Origin of the sequence: Pseudomonas machongensis, assembly GCF_034961125.1 — a bacterium.
In the GTDB taxonomy this organism is placed as follows: Bacteria; Pseudomonadota; Gammaproteobacteria; order Pseudomonadales; family Pseudomonadaceae; genus Aquipseudomonas; species Aquipseudomonas machongensis.
Genome location: NZ_JAYFUI010000071.1, coordinates 1 through 20,855, shown reverse-complemented (window position 1 = coordinate 20,855; position 20,855 = coordinate 1). Strand labels below are relative to the sequence as shown.

18 protein-coding genes and 1 pseudogene are annotated in these 20,855 nt (G+C 61.9%); 16 read left to right on the top strand and 3 right to left on the bottom strand.

From position 1 onward, the window contains the following. Nucleotides 1-54 precede the first annotated feature (54 nt). From VA602_RS05520 to VA602_RS05510, 3 genes are all read left to right on the top strand, one after another. Nucleotides 55-510 carry an REP-associated tyrosine transposase gene (locus VA602_RS05520; RefSeq protein WP_323452708.1) on the top strand — a complete coding sequence of 152 codons (456 nt, stop codon included), beginning with the start codon at nucleotides 55-57 and terminating at the stop codon, nucleotides 508-510. Nucleotides 511-680: 170 nt separating this feature from the next. Beyond that, nucleotides 681-1,832, top strand: a complete 1,152-nt coding sequence (locus tag VA602_RS05515; protein ID WP_323452707.1) for a DUF1624 domain-containing protein — start codon at nucleotides 681-683, stop codon at nucleotides 1,830-1,832. Nucleotides 1,833-1,886: 54 nt separating this feature from the next. After that, nucleotides 1,887-2,042, top strand: coding sequence for a hypothetical protein (locus VA602_RS05510; RefSeq protein WP_153773843.1), 156 nt, complete (start codon nucleotides 1,887-1,889; stop codon nucleotides 2,040-2,042). A gap of 45 nt (nucleotides 2,043-2,087) precedes the next feature. Here VA602_RS05510 and dgt read toward each other — a convergent pair whose 3' ends face one another. Together dgt and VA602_RS05500 are read right to left on the bottom strand one after the other, a co-directional pair. Then, the gene (gene dgt, locus VA602_RS05505) at nucleotides 2,088-3,320 is read right to left on the bottom strand and encodes a dGTP triphosphohydrolase (RefSeq protein WP_323452706.1); all 1,233 of its coding nucleotides are present in this window, start codon (nucleotides 3,318-3,320) and stop codon (nucleotides 2,088-2,090) included. A gap of 46 nt (nucleotides 3,321-3,366) precedes the next feature. Further along, on the bottom strand, nucleotides 3,367-4,788 hold the full coding sequence (locus VA602_RS05500; RefSeq protein WP_323452705.1) for a B12-binding domain-containing radical SAM protein: 1,422 nt from the start codon (nucleotides 4,786-4,788) through the stop codon (nucleotides 3,367-3,369). 330 nt (nucleotides 4,789-5,118) lie between these two features. On the opposite strand from VA602_RS05500, the gene VA602_RS05495 reads away from it, so the two are divergent. From VA602_RS05495 to VA602_RS05450, 10 genes are all read left to right on the top strand, one after another. Then, nucleotides 5,119-5,598, top strand: a complete 480-nt coding sequence (locus VA602_RS05495; protein ID WP_323452704.1) for a DUF2059 domain-containing protein — start codon at nucleotides 5,119-5,121, stop codon at nucleotides 5,596-5,598. A gap of 52 nt (nucleotides 5,599-5,650) precedes the next feature. Next, nucleotides 5,651-7,990, top strand: a complete 2,340-nt coding sequence (locus VA602_RS05490) for an AAA family ATPase (protein WP_323452703.1) — start codon at nucleotides 5,651-5,653, stop codon at nucleotides 7,988-7,990. After that, a complete protein-coding gene (locus tag VA602_RS05485; protein ID WP_323452702.1) occupies nucleotides 7,987-8,790 on the top strand; it encodes an HNH endonuclease in 804 nt (267 codons plus the stop codon). The genes VA602_RS05490 and VA602_RS05485 overlap by 4 nt, the downstream gene beginning before the upstream one ends. Before the next feature lie 79 nt (nucleotides 8,791-8,869). Then, complete coding sequence (locus VA602_RS05480) at nucleotides 8,870-10,444, top strand: sensor domain-containing diguanylate cyclase (protein WP_323452701.1); 1,575 nt, start codon at nucleotides 8,870-8,872, stop codon at nucleotides 10,442-10,444. Nucleotides 10,445-10,508: 64 nt separating this feature from the next. After that, nucleotides 10,509-11,531: a UV DNA damage repair endonuclease UvsE gene (uvsE, locus tag VA602_RS05475; protein ID WP_323452700.1), complete on the top strand. Its 1,023-nt coding sequence runs from the start codon at nucleotides 10,509-10,511 to the stop codon at nucleotides 11,529-11,531. 83 nt (nucleotides 11,532-11,614) lie between these two features. Continuing rightward, complete coding sequence (locus tag VA602_RS05470; RefSeq protein ID WP_054895589.1) at nucleotides 11,615-11,962, top strand: hypothetical protein; 348 nt, start codon at nucleotides 11,615-11,617, stop codon at nucleotides 11,960-11,962. 525 nt (nucleotides 11,963-12,487) lie between these two features. Further along, entirely contained in the window at nucleotides 12,488-13,000 is a 513-nt protein-coding gene (gene fae, locus VA602_RS05465) for a formaldehyde-activating enzyme (RefSeq protein ID WP_054895590.1), read from the top strand. A gap of 9 nt (nucleotides 13,001-13,009) precedes the next feature. Beyond that, nucleotides 13,010-14,044, top strand: coding sequence for an aldo/keto reductase (locus VA602_RS05460; protein WP_323452699.1), 1,035 nt, complete (start codon nucleotides 13,010-13,012; stop codon nucleotides 14,042-14,044). Next, on the top strand, nucleotides 14,041-15,480 hold the full coding sequence (locus tag VA602_RS05455) for an NAD-dependent succinate-semialdehyde dehydrogenase (RefSeq protein WP_323452698.1): 1,440 nt from the start codon (nucleotides 14,041-14,043) through the stop codon (nucleotides 15,478-15,480). Before VA602_RS05460 ends, VA602_RS05455 begins: the two co-directional genes overlap by 4 nt. Nucleotides 15,481-15,577: 97 nt before the next feature. Beyond that, nucleotides 15,578-16,927 carry an MFS transporter gene (locus VA602_RS05450; protein ID WP_323452697.1) on the top strand — a complete coding sequence of 450 codons (1,350 nt, stop codon included), beginning with the start codon at nucleotides 15,578-15,580 and terminating at the stop codon, nucleotides 16,925-16,927. Nucleotides 16,928-16,942: 15 nt separating this feature from the next. On the opposite strand, the gene VA602_RS05445 is transcribed toward VA602_RS05450, so the two are convergent. After that, nucleotides 16,943-17,818 (bottom strand): LysR substrate-binding domain-containing protein, encoded by an 876-nt coding sequence (locus VA602_RS05445; protein ID WP_125929716.1) that lies wholly within the window; start codon nucleotides 17,816-17,818, stop codon nucleotides 16,943-16,945. A gap of 307 nt (nucleotides 17,819-18,125) precedes the next feature. On the opposite strand from VA602_RS05445, the gene VA602_RS05440 reads away from it, so the two are divergent. The 3 genes and pseudogenes from VA602_RS05440 to VA602_RS05430 form a co-directional block, all read left to right on the top strand. Next, entirely contained in the window at nucleotides 18,126-19,295 is a 1,170-nt protein-coding gene (locus VA602_RS05440) for a porin (RefSeq protein WP_323452696.1), read from the top strand. A gap of 47 nt (nucleotides 19,296-19,342) precedes the next feature. Beyond that, nucleotides 19,343-20,281: a LysR substrate-binding domain-containing protein gene (locus VA602_RS05435; protein WP_063545145.1), complete on the top strand. Its 939-nt coding sequence runs from the start codon at nucleotides 19,343-19,345 to the stop codon at nucleotides 20,279-20,281. 412 nt (nucleotides 20,282-20,693) lie between these two features. Beyond that, a pseudogene (locus tag VA602_RS05430) lies at nucleotides 20,694-20,855 on the top strand (IS110 family transposase); the annotation flags it as partial.

Here is a 20,855-nt window from a genome sequence, read left to right as displayed (position 1 = left end):
AACCAGCCACAGTATCGCTACCTTGAACAAAGGAAGAATGTTCAAGGAGAAAGCATGGATCGCCCTCATTCCAGCCTGTTGCGCCGTGGCCGCTTTTCCGAGTCCGGCAGAATCTATCTGCTCACCACCGTCACGCGCTCCCGCCAGCCTTTTTTCCAGTTTCTGCGTCCGGCACGTGCAGTCGTCCAGCAACTGCGTCACGCCGAAGAGGAACAGTCATGTCGCTCTCTGGCCTGGGTTGTGATGCCGGATCATCTCCACTGGCTGATCGAGTTGCGCACTGGGACGCTAGGGGCGTTGATGCGCAGGTTCAAGTCCAGGACCAGTCATGCGCTTTACCAGACAGGTGGGGGTACAGGGCGGATCTGGCAGCCTGGGTACCAGGACAGGGCTGTCCGCAGGGAGGAGGATGTTCAGGCCGTGGCGCGGTACATCGTTTCCAACCCGCTGCGTGCGGGGCTGGTTGGGAGTGTGCGGGAGTATTCGCACTGGGATGCTGTTTGGTTGTAAGTGCCGGCCCTATCGCGGGACGAGCCCGCTCCCACAGGTAACCACCCTCCTAAAGACTGGTGGAGCACCTGTGGGAGCGGGCTCGTCCCGCGATAGGGCCCGGCAAATCACCCCAACAATAGAGATATAAGATAACATTCCAAAATCAACTCAACTTCAGCTAAAGCCCCATGCCATCCACTCCACCCTCTTCCCGCCTGCACAGCATCGACGCCCTGCGCGGCCTGGTCATCTTGTTCATGCTACTGGACCACGTGCGCGAAACCTTCTTCCTGCATCGCCAGGTCAGCGACCCGATGAGCATCGACGCCACCGAGCCCACACTGTTCGCCAGCCGCACCCTCGCTCATCTGTGTGCCCCGGTGTTCGTCCTGCTGACCGGCTTGAGCGCCTGGCTCTACGGCGAAAAGCACCAGGGCCTGGGCGTTGTCTCGGCGTTCCTGTTCAAGCGCGGGCTGTTCCTGGTGGTGCTGGAGTTCACCCTGGTCAACTTCGCCTGGACCTTCCAGCTGCCGCCCAGCGTGATCTACCTGCAAGTGATCTGGGCGATCGGCCTGAGCATGATCGTCCTGTCGCTGCTGGTGTGGCTGCCGCGCCCGTTGCTGTTGGCCCTGGGTGTAATCATCATCGCCGGCCACAACCTGCTCGACGGCCTGCACTTTGCTCCCGGTACGCTGCTGCACGCACCCTGGGCGATTCTGCATGATCGCGGCTGGCTCGAGGTATCGCAGAACCTGCGCCTGCGGACCTCCTATCCACTGCTGCCCTGGATCGGCGTGATCGCAGTGGGCTATGCATTGGGGCCATGGTTCGCGCGTGGCAGCGATACCGCCAAGCGCCAGCGTCAGTTGTTGTTCGCCGGTAGCGCTGCGCTGGTGGGTTTCGTCGCGCTGCGTCTGCTCAACGGCTACGGCGAGGCACAGTGGCAACTCTACCCCGACCTGACGCAGACCCTGATGAGCCTGCTCAACATCACCAAGTACCCACCGTCGCTGCTGTTCCTGCTGCTGACCCTGGGTGTCGGCATGTTGCTGCTGCGAGCCTTCGAACGCGCCGGCCAGGCACGCTGGATCGGCGTGCTGACCGTGTTCGGCAGTGCACCGATGTTCTTCTACCTGCTGCACCTTTACGCACTGAAAGCCCTCTACCTGGCAAGCGTCGGCCTGTTCGGGCACAACCAGGGCGAGTACTTCGGTTTCGATAGCGTGGGCGCACTGTGGCTGGTCGCGACATTGCTGGCGGCAGCCCTGTACTGGCCGGTGCGGCAGTTCGCCAGATTCAAGGCCCGCCGCCGAGACATTCGCTGGCTCAAGTATCTGTGAGCGAAAGCGCCCGAATCGTTTACCATCGCCGCTCCCAACGACGGAAACCCCGAGATGAACAGGATGATTCAGTTCGTGGTGGTGGTTGTGCTCTGCACCGCCATCGGCACGCTCTGTGAACACTTTGGCGTGAACCAGTACCTCAAATGGCTGCTGATGGCGTTGCCCGCGATCGTCTGGGTGCGCTTGCGTAATCCAATGAAGGACTAGCCACCATCAGGCGAGGAACACGGCGCCGCTTCCGGCGCCGCCCTTTCACTTCCTCGGCTCGGCGAAGTAATAGCCATCCAGACTGCCTTTGCCGAAATAACGCTCGTACTCCTGTATCGAATAAAGATCCATCATCCCTGCGATGTAATCGGTCACCAGACGATCCTTGCATGCCGAGAGAGACCGCAGCTCCGGCGGTAGCAGCCTGTTGCCGCGGTTGTACTTCTCATCGCTGTAGACCTCGAAAAGCCCCCGAATGACCCGCTCGCCACGCTTCTCGTAGAGCTGTACATCCTTCTTGCGCAAGATCGCCTTGAACAACAGTTTCTTCAGCCCCTCGGCCAACTTTGCATGGCGCTTGTAACCGAGCCGGTGCCCTTCTTTTCCTTCGACCAGGCCGATATCGGCACACAATGTGTTGACGATTTTCGATGTCAGTTCCTTCTTCAACACCATCGCATACTCTTCCGAGGACCCTGATCGACTGGCCTGCATGGCATCCTGCTCGACCTCTCGAGCCAACGCTTCAATGGCCGGGCAAGCATCGGAGAAGTCATGGCTGATCTTGAACTCGTGAATGATCTCGCCAAGGCTGATCAAGCCAAAACTCATGGCATCCTCAAGATCATGGGCGGCATAGGCGATCTCATCGGCCAAGTCCATGATCTCGGCGTCGATGCTCTTGCTGATGACCAGGTCGTGACAGGCAAGCTGGCCAGTGAGGAAGGCATGGTCATCGTCGTAGAGGAACTTGCGTGGATTCACGGTACGCAGGTGGAAGTACTTGGTCACTGCCATCAGCGTGCGCAGATTGAGATTCAATCCGTCGTACAGGTGATGCTTGCGCTCCAAGGTACGCAGAATACGAAACGCCTGGGCGTTACCTTCATATCCGCCACACCCTGCGCAGAGTTCGTTGAGCACATCCTCGCCATGATGGCCAAAGGGGGGGTTGCCGATGTCGTGGGCCAAGGCAGCGGCCTCTGCGACGACCGTTTCGCGCAGATCCAGATCACTTGCGATGGAGCGTGCGATCTGCGCCACTTCCAGGCTATGCGTCAAACGGTTGCGATTGAAGCGCCCGGCATCGATGCCAAGCAACTGCATCTTGCCTTGCAAGCGGCGGAACGAGGATGAATAGAGAATCCTGGCGTAGTCGCGCATCAGTTCCTTGCGACCCGTGGAGCGACCGTCCTTGTGCTCGAATACTCGGTATTCAAGGTGCGAGACCTTCTGCTCCTGTTCCCTGGCGTAGTCGATCGTGTCCTGGTCGAACATGCTCTGGCTCCTTGTCATTGGCTGGTATCCCAGTCCGATACCACGCCTATTGCAGGCGGAACGGCAAACGGCTCGCGTCGCTGGCGGCGATATCGGCCAGAAACTGCGCGTGGGTGTAATCGCGTGGGTAGTAGGAGAAGCGCTTGAGATCAAAGTAGTCGGTTTGCGACATATAGCGCCTTGAAAGCTCCAAGGCACGAGCCTCGACCTCACATTCATCCAGTGTCGAACTCAAGTGCAGTGCTGTAACACCGAGGTCTTCGGCACTGTCTGGGTCTACCGGGCTTGCCCCCAATCGCTGCAACTCGCACATGAACTCCGCGCTGTGACGGGGCGGACCATAGACCACTACGGGCCCTACCGAGACGCCCTTGATGCAGTGGGCATGCTCATCCAGCCAATCCTGGGTCTGACGTAGGGTATGCGCCGACTCGCCGGCATACAGCATCACATTGACCTTGGCCCAGACACCATGCTGAGCACAGGCCTCCAGCAGACGTGACGCCGCCTCCAGGTAGCGTTGCGGATTGCCTGCCTTGTTCATCGCTTTTATCTGGGTCGGCGCGGCCGACTCCAGGCCTAGGTCGAGAACTTTTAGGCCAGCCTCGGCGAGTTTTTCCACTGTCTCCGGCCGGATACTGTCCACCCGACTCTCAGTACGCCAGGCAAGCTTGATGCCGCGGCGTGCCGTCTCATCAGCCAGGCGTCCAGCCCAGCGCAAATTGGGCAAAAAATACGAAGACTGCAGATAGGGATGGATATCTCGATCACCATAGTCCTCGACCAAGCGCTCCATCCCATCAACCAGTGCCGCAGGCTCCTGTAGGTCTGTCAGGCGAATATCCCGCTCCTCGCAGAACGCGCAACGCATGCCGCAACCACGCGAAGCTTCGATACTGGGTTGATAGCGCTGAAAGCCCTGGATCAGGCGATGATTCAAGCGCCACAAGGGGCCGCCCTGCCATTGCGAGCCTGCCAGCGAATAGCCCAGCAGTTGTTCGATCTGCCCCTCTGCCAGGCCTTGCACGATCTTACTGGCCAATGGCAACTTACCCGCCAGCCAATCCTTGTCTGGCCCGGTCACCCATCGTCCGCCGACGATGATCTGTACCCCGCGCTCGAATCTGACGAGCTCTTCGCAGAACACCTGGGCCCAAGGCAATGCATAGAAGCTTGGAATCGACAACATCACGGGCGAGTCACTGCGGATCTCGCCCGCCTCGTACAACCGCGCCGCCAGCTCCTCAGGCCGCTCATGTTCACCGTGTACCAATCTGGCAGGTACGCCGTTGAGTTCACAGCGAGTGGCCAGCGCCAGCGCCCCGTAGTTCAGATATAACTGGCGTCGAGCGAGCGCATGGTCGCGTTTCTTAGGGGCAAACATGCCAGCCGAAACGAACAACACGGCTTGCCGCTCTGCCTCAATCCTCATTGCCGCACCAATCGCAGTGCTCCACTGACGGGTCACACGCTGCAGCCTCGATGGAAAGGATCAATGCCCCCTCGCCACGCGCGCGGTCTTCATCGATACACCCCTCGCACAAAGCCACCACCGGATACTGCTCAGAAGCCCTGTCGGCCGCCATGTCGCCATACACCATGCAATTCTTCATTCCTGCCACCTCTTCAGGCCCCACTGGAGAGTGGCATTAGCCGCGAGCGAGAGGCATGTGTCAAAACACCAGATGTTGCATCACCATACCTTCCAGCAAGAATGATCCCACAGCTAAATCTGATCCTGCCGGCACGTGCTGCGTTGCAGTAGACTTGCCGCTTCTCTCCGTGAAGGCCCTCCGCCATGCCTCGCCCGCCCCGCCTGTTGCTTGCCCTGCTGCTACTTACAAGCCTCGCCGCCTGCGACCAGAAACCCACCCGCGAAGAGCGGATCCTGGCCAACCTGCCGTTGCAGGAAGCCTACGACCACAACATCGAGCGCATGGCCCAACTGCTGGCGATGACCCACCCGCAGGTGCCGCAGGACAAGATCAAGGACGTGCTGCGCAAGCACCTGACCGTCGACGACCAACGCAAGGACCTGTTCAAGCTCTACAGCGAGAAGAACTTCAGCGATGCTGAGTTCGACACCATCGTTGCGGCCACTCAGGACCCGCAGAAAGCCCGGCAACTGGGCGAGAGCGAGGAAGGTAAGCGCCTGAGCGAGAAACTTACCGGTTTGATGCGCGCCACAGCGCAGGACAAACACGTACAGGCATTGGCTGAAGAGCGCATGCAGCAGGTGGAAGACGAGCTGTCGGAGCTTGGCCCGCGGCAGCCTTGAGCTGATCGGGTATCTCACGGATCGAATTGGAATACCACAGAAGCTATCTTCAATGCATTACGACGAACGCGACCTGATATCCGAGCAACACTTCACGACCTTGATGTCATTTGCCAAAACTCATAAGGGCATCAAGCCTGAAGATTTCCCCTGGCTGATAATTCTGATGCTATGCGAGCATCAAAAACACATACTGCACCCGCCAAACATGTGGGGAAAATTGCCCCTCGCCCAGCGGCTGTCGTCTCTCAATGACAAGGCAACGCTCGATAGCACTTTCTTGTCTAAGTATTCAAATGAATTGCTTGAAAGCCTTGAGCGCAGCATCATGGAACATCTGGGCGCCCACGCGTCCAAGCAAGAAATTCAACACCTGCTGAACTACGCAATCGATATCTCCATTGCCAGACTGATCAATATCGATTACCGGCATCCCAAAGTCGTGGCCACGTTCCTCAATCTGGTGATTCCCAGACTCAGTCCCCCGATGTTGGTAGACATGACGCCGACGACTGCGGAAGTCAGTTTGGCCGCGATACGAAACCCCTACAACTGTCATATGATCAAGCAGCCGCCCTCCGAGCATAAAAGCTTGATAGACCTGAAGTTCGTAAGTACAACCTCAACCCCCACCTATGTTGAGAACTCTTTACTAAAAAATAATACTTACGATGGCGCCGCTTATCTCGTCGATTTCGCTACCCAGAACGAGAACAAAAGTGGGAACGCAACTTCCAGTACGGTGTCGCCTGGCGGACTGAAATACCTGCTCCTCAACCAAAAAAATGGGCGACTCTTCGTCGTCGCGCCGCACAAAGCACATAACAAGAACACGTCACCTACCACGATTCTCGATTTTCTGCAGCGCCAGACACACATCGACGCGCTCATCGACTTCACCAGCTACAGCCCGGATGGAAAACTCGCCCCCTACTTGCTAATCATCGCCGACACCCGCGCCCTGGAGGTCGAACAACGGGAACGTCCCACCCTGCACATCAGCGTCGACATGGACAACGAGCAGCTCTCGACGCTCGACCCCGTGGAGCGAACCACCCTAGCAGCCATCATCTTCAACCTCTGGGAAAAGCGCGCGGTGCCCGGTGACGAAACCTTGCCGACCCAAGTGCGCAGGATCATCAACAGCCAGTTCAAAGAGGGTTACAGAGACATTGCAGGGCTATGTCGCGAGTTAATCAAGGATGAGCCGTTGAAGGCTTCCAAGAGCCAGGCTCGACAGGCAGGAACCGCACAGAAGCAACCCTCGCTGATGATCGATGCTCAACCCGTGTTTGCGCTGCTTTCAGCACGGGAGTCACCCTCCTGCTGTTACGTCATCGGCAACAACGGCGAAGGCAAAAGCTTTCTTCTACGTAGTGTCGTCGATACGTTGGGCCGTGAAGGACGCCGCGCCATCGGCGTCACCAACGCAATTTCCGACCGCTTCGATTTCGTCAAGGATCAGCCCGATGAGACCTTCATCTACCGAGGCCCGCGCAGCTCCAGATCCGTCATTTCCAACGTCGTGCGTGCCAGGCTGATCACCCAGCGTGTCATAAACATTCACTCGACGGAGCAGCGAATGGCTTGGCTCTCGGCCGGCCTGGATGAGCTCGGTCTCGCATCGCGTTACTATCTGGCCCGCCGAGGCAAGACCGCAAGCACCGACAGTGGTTCGGTCATCGCGCTGCATGCTGCAATTGCTCAAGGCATCAATGCTGACGATTATGAAATCGCCATGGTTCGCAAAGAGCGTGATGATCACACAGGCAGCCGCCCTGTCATCCCCTTCTCCCACCTCAGCTCAGGCGAGCAGACCCTCACGACCTTATTGATCAACATCATCGAGGCAGCTCAGGCTGGTGACGTGATCATCATCGACGAGCCGGAAATCAGCCTGCACACAGCATGGCAGCAACTGCTGCCGGCATTGTTCAGCGACCTGTGCAGCAAGATGCAAATCCACTTTCTTGTCGCGACCCACTCCCCAGTGCTCATCGCCAACGCTACCTGGCCAACCGATCACTGTTTCCTCGCCCAGGCAGGCGAGCTGCACAGTATTCCCCCCGACAAGCGACGCTCTGTCGAAACCGTATTGCTGGATGGCTTCAAGACCTATACCCCGCATAACCGGGAGGTTCATGAGCGCTGTGCACGTCTGGTCGCCGACACGATTGCCCAGGCCAACCAGCCTGCGTCCGCAACCGAGCAGCCGGAAAACACCGCGATCAAGCAGCTGCAGGAGCTGCAGAACCTCATCACCACCAGCGAGCGTCACTTTCAAGGACGTCACGAAGACCCGCAAAGCAAGCGCAGCAAGGAAAGTGACCTCGACCTGATCGAGAAAGCCATGGCAGCCATCGACCTTATCGGCAAGGCAGCCAGGCCATGACACGGCAGGAACATCTCGAGCGCATGCGCGCCGTCGAGGAGCGCTACAGCAGTGCCTGCCACAGCGTGGTAAAGCACCGCAGAGGCACCCTGGCCTTGATCAAGGACTACGAGGAGCAGGTATTGCAGGAGTTCGACAGCCGACAACAGGGCAACGCCCCTTCCGGCGTCGATCACTGGACGCTGTTCTACCATCACGACCGGCACAAAACAGCCGGAGTGACAGGCGTGCTTGCCAGGCAATACCTGAGGAAATTCCTGGAGGGAGAACAGGGACACCTCTGCTGCTACTGTCAGCGCCCACTGTTCAATATTGCCAATGCCAAGCCTATCGAGCACATCCTGCCCAGATCAGCGTTCGTCCAATACAGCTTCCACTTCTGGAATCTCGCCGTCGCCTGCGTCGACTGCAACCTGCTCAAAAGTGATGATGTCTGGCTCGACTCCATGGATCCGATCTTGCGCCACTACCCACATCCAGACAGCTTTACTGGCATGTACCATCCTCGATTCCATGTATTTGGCGATCACGTCAAGTTCTTCCGTATTCAGACCAACGAGCTGATCATCAGCCTCTACGTCGGCATCACGGCCCAAGGCCGAGCACTTTGCAATCGCTTGCTCAGGCAGGTTGCGGCCAAGGAGATCGTCACCTACAGCAATCCTGTGCTCAAAGACAGCCTGCGCACGATCAACAACACCACAGACGAGCTCGGCCAAGAGGCGTTGACGGCGATTGATGCCTTCCAGGCCGCATTGACACAAAAAACACTGGAACTCATAAGGGTTGGCCAACCCTGAGCAACAGGGCGTTGCCCGATGGCGCCCGACACCCATTGCGCGTAATGTTATTCGCACCGTTCCACTAGTGAGTTCCGGATTGCCACACGCCAAGAAAGGCCTGCGCCTGGACCTGCGCACGCTCATCCTCCTGTTGTCGACACTCACCGCCGTGGTGATGTTGCTGACCAGCTACTTCGCCAGCTATCGGGTGCAGCGACAATTGCTGATCGATCACTCCCTGGAATCGAACTTGGTATATGCAGCCAAGCTGGCCTCGATCACCGAACTGTTCCTGGAGGGCGCGCTCAAGCAGCTCGCGTTCAGTGCCGACACCAGCGGAGGGACGCTTGACGACGCGGCCCGCCTGCAACGCGAAAGTGAACGCCTGCTGGCCCAGAGCAATGCCTTCAACTCCACCTTCTTCGTCGACAGCGAAGGTGTCCTGCGAGCGATCTCGCCCGCGCCCCTGCGCACCATGCTCGGACAACACCTGGAAACGCCGGGGTCACTGGAAGCGCTGCGTGAGCGCCGGGCGCTGATCTCGACGCCGTTCATTTCCAAGGCCAACAACCTGGTGGTGGTCGCCTCGCAGCCGATCTTCGCCAAGGACGGGCGCTACCTGGGTTATGTCGGCGGCAGCCTCTATCTGCGCCAGCACAACATCTTCAACAGCCTGCTGGGCGAACATTTCTATCAGGATGGCTCCTACCTCTACGTGGTCGATCACAACCGCCGCCTGCTCTATCATCCCGACGCCGAACGGGTGGGCACGGTGGTGAATGACAACCCGCTGATCAATCAATTGCACCAAAAGCGCAGCGGCACCCAACAGTTCACCAACAGCCTGGGCAAGGAAATGATCGCAGGCTTCGCCACGGTGCCGATCAGCGGCTGGGGCATCGTCGCCCAGCAGCCGCTGGCACAGACCGTGCAACCGTCGCAGCGGCTGATCCTCAACGTGGTCGGCATTTCCGTACCGCTTGCCCTGCTCGGCGGCCTTGCCCTGTGGTGGCTCGCGCTGACCATCACCCGGCCACTCTGGCAACTGGCTGCCGGCGCCCGCAGCCTGGACAAGGCCGACACTCACGAACGCATCCATGCCGTGCGTGCCTGGTATTTCGAGGCCGCCGAGCTCAAGCGCGCCCTGCTGTTCGGGTTGAACCTGTTGCAGGAGCGCATCGGGCGCCTGAACCGGGATGTACAGACCGACCCGCTCACCGGCCTTGGCAACCGTCGTCACCTGGACCTGAGCTTGTCGCTGCTGCAGGCCGATCACCGCAGCTTCTGCGTCATCGTCCTGGATATCGATCACTTCAAGCGAATCAACGACCAGCATGGCCACGACATCGGCGACCAGGTACTGCGCTCGCTGGCCGAGCTGATGCGCACCTGTTGCCGCGAAGGCGATGTGCTGTGCCGCATCGGCGGCGAGGAGTTCCTCATGCTGCTGCCCGGTGCCAGCCTGGACGTGGCAATCAATGTCGCCGAGCGCCTGCGCCGGATCGTCGCCGAAACACCGATCGCCCCAGTGGGTACGGTGACCATCTCGCTGGGGGTCGCGCATTGTGCAAGCGACGAACAAGATCCGGCGCTGGCCCTGAACCAGGCCGACCGCGCCCTCTACGTCGCCAAGCGCAGCGGCCGCAACCGCGTGGAAGCGAGCCAGGCCTGATCGCGCGGATCGCTTGCCGCCATGCCGCTGTCCAAGCTGACCGTACCCCTTCAGGAAATGTCCCATGCCGCGCCTCGGTTTCGCTTGCCAGTACCGCCATCCTCACCGCGACCAATCGATCAAGACGCTGGAGGCCATCGAACGCGCCTTCAATCCGCGCACCACCACGCTGCGGTGGCTGTCTGGCGCGACCCAGGAAGCGGCACGCGCCAAGTTGCTGGAGCTGGTGGAGCATAACCTCGATGCCCAACTGCGCCTGCTCGGCTATGTGGCCGAGCTGCCGCCGATGTTGCACATGGTGCGCCTGTCCAGCGACCTGCTGCCGCTGTACAGCCACCCCGAGGTGGCCGCCTTCTACCGCGACCCACCCGTCCAGGCGATGCTGGAGCAACGCTTCGCGCGCATCGGCGATTTCGCCCGAGCGCACGACATCCGCCTGTCGTTCCATCCTGGCCAGTACTGCGTGCTCGGCTCGGACCGCCCCGAAGTGGTCGAGAACAGCCTGGCCGAGTTCGAGTACCACGCCGACATGATCCGCATGATGGGCTACGGCCGGCGCTTCCAGGACTTCAAGTGCAATATCCATATCGCCGGTCGCCTGGGTGCAGCGGGCGTGCGCGCCGTCTGGCCGCGACTGTCGCAGGAGGCGCGTAATGTCATCACGTTCGAGAACGACGAAAAGACCTATGGCGTGGACGATTGCCTGGCCCTGGCCGACCTTGCGCCTGTGGTGCTCGACATCCATCACTGCTGGATCCATGAAAATGACTACATCGACCCGCACGACCCGCGGGTTGCGCGGATCATCGACAGCTGGCGCGGCGTGCGGCCGACCATGCACTACTCGCAACCACCCGAGCGCCTGCAGGAACTGGGCTTTTGCGCCGGGGAAAAACTGACGATCAACCTGCTGCTCAAGCAGGTCAGCAAGCGCGACCTATACCAGCACAGCGAACGTATGTGGAACGACTGGACCAATCGCTATGCCCTGCAGTTCATCGAGCGCTTCGACATCATGTTCGAGGCCAAGCACAAGAACCTGGCCACGCTGGATTTCTTCGAGCGCTATATTCAAGCACCCCAGTGACTGCGACCTCCGGTCGATCCATCCGCACATCGACACTGCGCCAAAGCCTTAACAAGGGTAAACCTTTGGACAGGAGATCGACCATGATCGGCAAACGCATACACGCAAGTCTCTTCGCACTGTGTCTGGCCACGGCCGCCCCATTGGCCCTGGCAGCCACCGACATGAACGACCAGCGCGCACCGGGTCAACAGCCCCACGGCAGCGGCACCATGCAGGACAACGGCAGTGGCACTGGCACCGGCAGTGGCTCCGGCACGCCGGGTGACGGCATGGGCTCCGGCAGCGGTGGAACCGATCGCAACGATACCAATGGCACTGGCGGCGACGGCACTCGCAGCGGCTCGACCAGTGGCGGTACCGGCGGCGGCATCGGCGGAGGGGGTTCCGGCGGATCTGGGGGTTCCGGATCGGGCGGCAGCGGCAGCTAGCGCTTTCGCCGCCTGCGGCTCGAAAACCGCAAACCAGCGCAATCCATGTGAAGCTCATGTGGGAGCTTCATGTGGTAGCAACTGTCTTGTTCAAAATCTAAAGACCAGCCCAATCCCTGTGGGATCGGCGGTTCGGCGCTCCGACTTGTCCCGCGATCACCGGCAGAGCCGGTGCCATGCACCCCGGTGTGCTTTTCGCGGGCAAGTCGCGGCACCGGATCACCGCTACCAGGGCCTGCACTGGTCTCCAAGGCAATGGGTCTACAAGGCCCGCTGCACAGCTATGACCTGCCCTCATACCCTCTTGATTTCTTCTCCCTACTGCCTCCCCACGCCGGCCTGATAAAAATCCTCACGACTGGCGACCGCCAGCACTGCTCGCCCAAAAACAACAAAGAGCGTCGCACCATGCCTGCATTGCAGATATCCCTTCGCCCTTGTTGCGTGCCGAGCACCTGATTTCGCGCCTCGCGCGGCAGGCGCCGCCGAGGCTTCGTTCATCCTGTGAGTGATCGAGGTTTTGTCATGAAGCAACTTGCCCTGTACATCGGCGAAGGTTTCGAAGGTCCCGGCGTCAACGCCGCGCACATCAACATCATGATGGGGCCACGCAACGGCCCGGCCGGCCAGGCCTTCGCCAACAGCCTGGCGTCTCCCAGCCAGGGCCACTGCCCGTTCATGGTCATCGCCCAGCCGAACATCCCAGTCAAACCCATGACCCTGTACGTCAACAAGGCGGTGATCGCCGGCGACCTGCACGCCAACGCCACGTGGGGGGCGTCCCAGGCCGGTATCGCCAAGGCGGTCACCGAAGCCTTGCTCGATGGCACCCTGCCGGCCGAAGCCGAAGATGAATGGGCCATCGTCACCGCCAACTGGGTCAATCCGGCCTGCGACGACCTCGATGCCGTCTACCTGAACAACTACAACGCCTGCCGCACCGCGATCCGCGCCGCCCTCCAAGGCCTGCCGGCGCGTGCGCAGCTGGCCGATGTGGTCAATCAGATCGCCAACCCCTTCTACACCCCGAAAGCCTGAGGTCCGACCATGCAATACATTCGTCTGGGCCACTCCGGCCTGCAGGTTTCCAAACTGTGCCTCGGCACCATGAACATGGGCACCCCGCAGTGGAAGCCGTGGATCTTCGACGAAGCGGCCAGCGAGCCGATCGTGCGCCACGCGCTGGACAAAGGGGTCAATTTCATCGACCTGGCCGACTTCTATTCCGCCGGCGTCGGCGAGGAAGTGGTCGGGCGTATCCTCAAGCGCCTGGTACGGCGTGACGACGTGGTAGTGACGACGAAGGTCGGTTACGGCACACGCAGCGGCATCAACGCCAGTGGCCATTCGCGCAAGCACATCCTCGACGGCATCGACGCCTCGCTGCAGCGCGCCGGCATGGATTACTTCGACGTCTACATGCTGCATTTCTTCGACGTGAACACCCCCGTCGAAGAAACCATGGAAGCGCTCAACGATATCGTCCGCGCCGGCAAGGCCCGTTACATCGGGGTCTCGACCATGCTCACCGGGCAACTGGCGAAAATCCTCCTGGCCTGCGAGCGCCATGGTTGGGCCAAGCCGATCAACATGCAGTTGCAGCTCAACTGCGCCTACCGCGAAGAAGAACGCGAAATGATCCCGTTCTGCCGCGACCAGGGCCTGGGCGTCTCGGTGTTCAGCCCGCTGGCCCGCGGCCTGCTGACTGGGGACGCCCAGTCGACCCGCAACCAGACCGACTTCTTCACCCAGCAGATGTACAGCGACGAAGCCTCGTTCGCCATCGCCCATTCGGTACAGCGCGTGGCCCAGCGTCACGGCGTGTCCAACGCCCAGGTGGCCCAGGCCTGGGTCCTGCAACACCCGGGCGTGGACAGCATGCTGGTCGGCGCCGACTCCACCGCGCAATTCGACAGCGCCCTCGCGGCCCTGGACATGCGCCTGGACGAAGAAGACCTGTACGAACTGGAGCGCAACTACACGCCCTGCGACCTGATCAACGACTACACCGCCGGCAAGCGCATCCTGCGCGTCGGTCGTCCGCCACGTGGCGACTTCGCGATCCAGGAGGCGGTGGCATGAGTACGTTGCTCAAGGCGGGTCACTACATCGACGGGCAATGGCTCAGTGGCGCTGCCACCTATCCAGTGCTCAACCCGGCCACCGGTGAAACCCTCGCCCAGGTGCCGCGCGGCGGCGCCGAGGAAACCCAGGCGGCCATCGCTGCTGCCGAACGCGCCCTGCCCGCCTGGCGAGGCAAGCTGGCCAAGGAGCGTGCGCAGATCCTGCGCCGTTGGTCTGAGCTGATGCTCGAGCAGCGCGACGCCCTCGCCACCCTGCTAAGCCGCGAGCAAGGCAAGCCGCTGGCCGAAGCCAAGGGCGAAGTGGCCTATGCAGCAAGCTTTCTCGAATGGTTCGCCGAGGAAGGTCGACGCGTGTACGGTGACGTCATTCCTACCCCCAAGGCCGACGCGCGGGTGCTGGTGACCAAGGAGCCAATCGGTGTGGTGGCGGCGATCACGCCATGGAACTTCCCGCTGGCAATGGTCACCCGCAAGGTCGGCCCGGCCCTGGCGGCCGGCTGCACGCTGATCCTCAAGCCCTCCGAAGAGACGCCACTGTCGGCCTTCGCCCTGGCGCTGCTGGCCGAACAGGCCGGCGTACCGGCAGGTGTGTTCAACATCGTTTCCGGCGACGCCCCGGCCATCGGTGGCGCCCTGCAGGCCTCCACGGTGGTGCGCAAGCTGTCGTTCACCGGCTCCACCCGCACTGGCAAGCTGCTGATGCGCCAGGCCGCCGACACTTTGAAAAAGGTGTCGCTGGAACTGGGCGGCAATGCCCCGTTCATCGTCTTCGACGATGCCGACCTCGACGCCGCCGTGCGCGGAGCGATGGCCTCGAAGTTCCGCAATACCGGGCAGACCTGCGTATGCGTCAACCGCTTCTATATCCAGGACGGTGTGTACGAAGCCTTCACCCGCAAGCTCGCCGAAGCCGTGCAGGCCTTGCGCGTCGGTGAGGCGCTGCAGGGCGAGACCGAGCAAGGGCCGCTGATCAACACCGCAGCGCTGGCCAAGGTCGAGCAGCACGTGGGTGATGCACTGGAGCAAGGCGCACGTCTGCTCTGTGGCGGGCGTCGCCACGCGCTGGGCGGCACCTTCTACGAGCCGACGGTGCTGGCCGAAGCCACACCGGACATGCTGATCGCCAACGAGGAGACCTTCGGCCCGGTGGCTGCCTGCTTCCGTTTCCAGAATGAAGCCCAGGTCCTGCGCCTGGCCAACGACACGCCCTATGGGCTGTCGGCGTACTTCTACAGCCGCGACATCGGCCGTGTCTGGCGCATGGCCGAGGGCCTGGAGGCCGGGATCGTCGGCGTCAACGAAGGGATCATCTCCACCGAGGTGGCGCCGTTTGGTGGCATCAAGGAGTCGGGCATGGGCCGCGAAGGCTCCAGGTACGGCCTGGAGGATTACCTGGAGATCAAGTACGTGCTGATGGGTGGGCTGAACAGCTGATCCAGCCCTGTAGACGCGGCCTTGTGCCGCGTCTACACGTATCGCGCGCGACTCAGAGCAACGCCCCTGACCCAAACAATAACAACGAGGTGTCAACATGACGGGACAGACAATCAAGATCGACGACCTGCCGATCGGACGTTTTCATATCAAGATCGCCGGCCTGACCTTCGGCGCGCATTTCACCGACGGCTATATCCTCGGCCTGATCGGCATCGCCTTTACCCTGATCAATCCGCAGATGCAGTTGAGCCCGTTCTGGCAGGGGCTGATCGGCGCCTCGGCGCTGCTCGGGCTGTTTCTGGGCAGCCTGTTCTTCGGCTGGATCTCCGACCGATTGGGGCGCCAGAAAATCTTCCTGATCAGTTTCGTGCTGATCACCCTCGCCTCGGTGATGCAGTTCTTCGTCGAGACGGCGACGCAACTGTTCCTCTGCAGGGTATTGATCGGCATCGGACTTGGCGGCGACTTCAGCGTCGGCCACGCCATGCTCGCCGAGTTCTCGCCACGCAAGCACCGTGGCGTGCTGCTGGGCTCGTTCAGCGTCATCTGGACCTTCGGCTATGTCGCCGCGACCTTCGTCGGCACCGCCCTGCTGCCGCTGGGCGACGACGCCTGGCGCTGGATGCTGGCGTCCTCGGCCATTCCGGCAGCCATGATTCTCATCGCCCGCATCGGCACGCCGGAATCGCCACGCTGGCTGATGCACCAGGGCCGCGCCGAGGAAGCCCGGGCCATCGTGCGCAAGCACCTGGGTGCCAACGTGGTGCTCGACGACGAAATCGCCCGCCCCAGCCACAGCGGTTTCGCCGCGCTGTTCAGCCGTGAGTACCGCAAGCGCACAGCGTTCAACTGCCTGTTCTTCATCTGCATCGTCATGCCTTACTTCGCCATCTACACCTTCCTGCCGGCGATCCTGCAGAAGATGGGGCTGGCCGAAGGCTTCGGCACCGAGATGATGCTCAATGCCCTGCTGATCGTCGGCGCGCTGCTGGGGATCTGGTGCACCATCAAGTTCAGCCGCCGAGGCTTTTTGATCAACAGCTTCCTGATCCTGGCGGCGGCGCTGTTCCTGCTGGTGCTGATGCCGAGCAGCATGGCCTGGGCGATGGTGGCGCTGTTCGGGCTGTTCACCCTGGTGCTGTCGGCGGTGAGCAACCTGGTCGGGGTGTACCCGGCCGAGAGCTTCCCCACCGAAGTGCGCGCCAGCGGCATCGGCTTGGCCACTGCAGCAAGCCGGCTGGGGTCGGCGATCAGTACCTTCCTGCTGCCGGTGAGCGTGGCTGGGATCGGCCTTAACCCGACCATGGCGATCCTCGCCGGGATCCTGCTGTTCGGGGCGCTGGTGTCGATGGCCTGGGCACCGGAGACCAAGAGCCTGTCGTTGGCCGAGGCCTGTCGCGGCGAGGAGAATCCCGCGCCGGCGGGCAAGGTGGCGGCGGCCTGATCGGACGCCGCAATCTCAAGGATTGCTCACCACTGCCAGCCAATCGGCAAAGCGCTCCACCTTGGACAACCCGCGCTTGTCGCCCGGCACCTCCAGCCAATAGCCATAAGGCCCGATCACCTCCACCGGGGTGATCGGCACAAGGCTGCCGCTGGCCAGTTCGCGCTCGATCATCTGCCGGTCGATCACCGCCAGGCCGCCGCCGGCCAGCGCGGTATGGATCACCTGGTCCAGGGTGCTGAACTCGATACCGCTGTCGGCATCGACATCGCTGCGCCCGGTGGCCGCCAGCCAGTTCTCCCACACCCGCAGGCGGCGGCCTTCATGGAGGATGTGCAGCAGCGGGTGATCGCGCAGGCACGGCTCGCGGCCGTCCTGGAACAGCTCGGGGCTGGCCACGGCGATGTGCCGTTCCATCACCAGCAGGCGGCGGTTGCCCGTGCCCTCGCCTTCGCGGCTGAACAGGATGCGGCAATCGAGCTCGCCGGGGTGTTCGTCGTCACGCTGGCTGGTGACGCTGAGGCTGATGTCCGGGTAGCGCTGCATGAAACCGCGCAGGCGTGGCGACAGCCAGCGGGTGGCCCAGGTCGGTGGCGCGAGGATGCGCAGACGCTGGCGCAGATTGGGCACGCGCACCGCCTCCAGCGCCCGCTCGATGCGATCGAAGGCCTCGCCCAGGTGCGGGGCCAGGGCGTTGCCGGCGTCGGTCAGGGTCAAGCCGCGCGGCCCCCGAACGAACAGCACCACGCCCAGGTAATCCTCCAGCTGCTTGATCTGTCGGCTGATGGCGCCCTGGGTGACGTTCAGCGCATCGGCGGCGCGATTGAAGCTGCGGTGGCGGGCAACTTCCTCGAAGACCTTGAGCATGTTCAAAGGCGGCAGGGTGCGCATGGTGGGGCTCTGCTGATCGTTGTTTTTGTAGGGCGATTCTACAGGCGTGCGACTGCCTGCAAACATGCGTTTTTCTCGGGTTACCGCTGCGTAATGCTCGTTTGTGCCGGGGCACGGGCGTTGGATAGGGTCGCCCCAATCGCGGGACAAGTCGCAGCGGCGAACCGCCGCCCCCACAGATACAGCGGTGCGCTCAGGTACGGCGCGGTACATGTGGGAGGGGCGGTTCGCCGCTGCGATTTGTCCCGCGATTGGGCTGCACAGCGGCCCCAATAACGACAAGAAACCACCAAAGGTGCCTCCACCCATGCCCGCACTTCCGTTGCGTCACACCCTGCTTCCCGCCCTGCTGACCCTCAGCGCCGCTGCCCACGCCGTGCCGATCACCGAGAACCTCGACGTCGGCGGTGCGATCCGCGCACGCTTCGACCACGACCCCGACCGCAAGATCGACAAGGCCGGCCTGGACACCATCATGCTGCGCGCCAACTACGATTCGGACAGCTGGATCGGCGCCGTGCGCTACCGCTTCTATGGCAAGGCCTACCCCTACCAGTACACCGACAAGGTCGGCGACATCCAGTTCGCCGAGTACGCCTGGGTCGGCTACAAGTTCGACGAGAACCGCCAGGTCCAAGTCGGCCTGAACAAGATCCCCTTCGGCCTGCAGCCGTACTTCGGCAGCACCTTCTACGAGACCCTCGGCAACGTGATTGGCCTGGAGGACGTCGAGGCGGTGGGCGCCAAGTACATCCACCAGCAAGGCGACTGGAACCTGCAACTGGGTCTCTACGGACGCCCCGCCTGGCCTGGCCGCGGCACCAGCAACGGCACCACCTACTCCAGCGTGGTGACCTCGGCCGACGACTATGTCGCCAACGGCAGCCGCAACCAGGAGCGCCAGATCGCCGTGGCGCGCCTGGCGCGCTCGTTCAAGCTCGGCGACTGGCAATCGGAGGCCGGCATCTCGGGCCTGACCTCGCGCCTGGAAAACCGCGACACCCACGACGACGGCCGGCGCAATGTGATCGGCGTGCACTACCTGGGCAAGAACGGCCCCTGGGGCGTGCAGATGCTTGCCGCGCGCCAGCAGATGTCGCCACGCAACCCGGACAACAGCGAGCGAGTGACCTTCGGTGGCTACGACGGCACCTACAACGGTGCCAGTCGCGGTAACCTGTACGTCGGCGACCTCAGCTACAGCGTGCCCGGCACCTTTCTCGGCGACTGGGTCAGCGGGGTCACGCTGTATGGCAACTACAGCCGCTTCGACAAGTCCGCCAGCGGCTTCGACAGCTCCGAACGCTTCATCCTCGGCACCTCGTTCTCGGTGCGCAGCTTCTACATCGCGGTGGAGTGGCTCAACGGACGCAACGACCCGTACATCGGCGGCAGCAGCTACACCGAAAGCCTCGCCCAGGGCGGCACCGACCATTGGGAGAACCAGCTGTACATGAACATCGGCTATTACTTCTGAAACCCCGGGCCGCTGTGCGGCCCCACTCCCACCAGGAGACCCGGCGAGTGAAACGCAAGATCCCGGCACTCAACGCCCTCAAAGCCTTCGAGGTGGCCGGCAGCACCGGCAGCTTCACCCGCGCCGCCGAACTGCTCAATGTCACCCAGAGCGCGGTCAGCCGCCAGGTGCGGCAGCTTGAAGAGCAGCTTGGCGAATCGCTGTTGCAGCGCCGTCACCATCACCTGCAGCTCACCGACGCCGGGCGCACGCTGCTCAATGCCCTGCAGCAATCGTTCGACCGCATCGAGCTGACCGTACGCGGCATCCAGCAGCGCCAGCACCCCACGCGCATCCGCCTCAACGCCCCGCCAACCTTCGCCAGCCGCTGGCTGCTGCCGCGTCTTGGGCGCCTGCGCGAGGCGTGTCCGGGCCTGGAGGTGACGCTGACCACCCAACTGCAGGACAACCTCGCGGAAATCGCCACGCTCGACTGCGCGATTCGTTTCGGCAATGGCGAATGGGATGGCCTGGACAGTTCGCTGCTGATGCACGAACGGCACATCGCGGTGTGCTCGCCCTCGCTGCTGGCACAGCAGGAGGAACGCCGGGTCGACCTGCATCACATGACCTTGCTGCATGTCCTGGCCCGCGAGGACCAACGTTTCCTGACCTGGCGCCACTGGCTGGACGCCGCCAGGATCCAGGGCGTGGACCTGCGTGGCGGCTATGAATTCGACCTGCTGGACATGGCCATCCGCGCTGCCATCGACGGGCTCGGCATCACCATCGCCGACCGGCAGATGGTCGCCAGGGAGCTGGCTGCCGGGCAACTGGTGCAGGTGCTGGATGTACAGGTCGATGGGCACCAGTCGTACTGGTTCGTGACCCGCCCGGACCAGCAACTGCCCGCGCATGTGGAGCAGTTTCGCGAATGGCTGATGCAGGAGGTGTGGCTGGCCGAGCGCAATCTGGGTGGGCCATCGGAGGTGGCGGTCTGCGAATAGGCGCCGCCGCCATCGCGGGGCAAGTCGCGGCGCCGAACCGCCTCCAACAGCCCCGCAACTTCTGAATACTGCTCCAGTTACCTGTTGAGCAACTGTCTTGCTCAAAAATCTGAGGCCTGCCCAATCCCTGTGGGATCGCGTTTACCCGCGAAAAGAACACCGCGGAGCATGGCACCGGCTACGCCGGTGATCGCGGGACAAGCCCGCTTGTATGGTTAGACTTGAAGGGGTGGTGGGACTAAATGCCCGATTCTGACTGTTCGCAGCAGTACAGACCGTGGGAGACATCGCCCCACCCCTTCCACCAAAGCGCCGATAAAGAATGCATCGTTTGCAAGCGACGATAGAAGCAAGCCAGCGCCTCTTGGTGAAACCCCCTCAAGCCCCGAAACCATAACGTGAGGTACCGCCCATGGCAATGCAGGTAGACAGATTGATCGTGGGTGTGGACGTTGCAAAAGCTGAGCTGGTTATTCATCACGATGATCGCGACGAGATCATCAGATTGAAGAACTCCAAACTCGAGATCAGACGGTGGCTGAAACAACAGCCCCTCAACACCGCTATCGCTGTC

Excerpts from the sequence above, each read along its gene's own strand:
- VA602_RS05520 (WP_323452708.1), top strand. The coding sequence starts at position 55 with ATGGATCGCCCTCATTCCAGCCTGTTGCGCCGTGGCCGCTTTTCCGAG.
- VA602_RS05515 (WP_323452707.1), top strand. The coding sequence starts at position 681 with ATGCCATCCACTCCACCCTCTTCCCGCCTGCACAGCATCGACGCCCTG.
- VA602_RS05510 (WP_153773843.1), top strand. The coding sequence starts at position 1,887 with ATGAACAGGATGATTCAGTTCGTGGTGGTGGTTGTGCTCTGCACCGCC.
- dgt (WP_323452706.1), bottom strand. The coding sequence starts at position 3,320 with ATGTTCGACCAGGACACGATCGACTACGCCAGGGAACAGGAGCAGAAG.
- VA602_RS05495 (WP_323452704.1), top strand. The coding sequence starts at position 5,119 with ATGCCTCGCCCGCCCCGCCTGTTGCTTGCCCTGCTGCTACTTACAAGC.
- VA602_RS05490 (WP_323452703.1), top strand. The coding sequence starts at position 5,651 with ATGCATTACGACGAACGCGACCTGATATCCGAGCAACACTTCACGACC.
- VA602_RS05485 (WP_323452702.1), top strand. The coding sequence starts at position 7,987 with ATGACACGGCAGGAACATCTCGAGCGCATGCGCGCCGTCGAGGAGCGC.
- uvsE (WP_323452700.1), top strand. The coding sequence starts at position 10,509 with ATGCCGCGCCTCGGTTTCGCTTGCCAGTACCGCCATCCTCACCGCGAC.
- VA602_RS05470 (WP_054895589.1), top strand. The coding sequence starts at position 11,615 with ATGATCGGCAAACGCATACACGCAAGTCTCTTCGCACTGTGTCTGGCC.
- fae (WP_054895590.1), top strand. The coding sequence starts at position 12,488 with ATGAAGCAACTTGCCCTGTACATCGGCGAAGGTTTCGAAGGTCCCGGC.
- VA602_RS05460 (WP_323452699.1), top strand. The coding sequence starts at position 13,010 with ATGCAATACATTCGTCTGGGCCACTCCGGCCTGCAGGTTTCCAAACTG.
- VA602_RS05455 (WP_323452698.1), top strand. The coding sequence starts at position 14,041 with ATGAGTACGTTGCTCAAGGCGGGTCACTACATCGACGGGCAATGGCTC.
- VA602_RS05450 (WP_323452697.1), top strand. The coding sequence starts at position 15,578 with ATGACGGGACAGACAATCAAGATCGACGACCTGCCGATCGGACGTTTT.
- VA602_RS05445 (WP_125929716.1), bottom strand. The coding sequence starts at position 17,818 with ATGCGCACCCTGCCGCCTTTGAACATGCTCAAGGTCTTCGAGGAAGTT.
- VA602_RS05440 (WP_323452696.1), top strand. The coding sequence starts at position 18,126 with ATGCCCGCACTTCCGTTGCGTCACACCCTGCTTCCCGCCCTGCTGACC.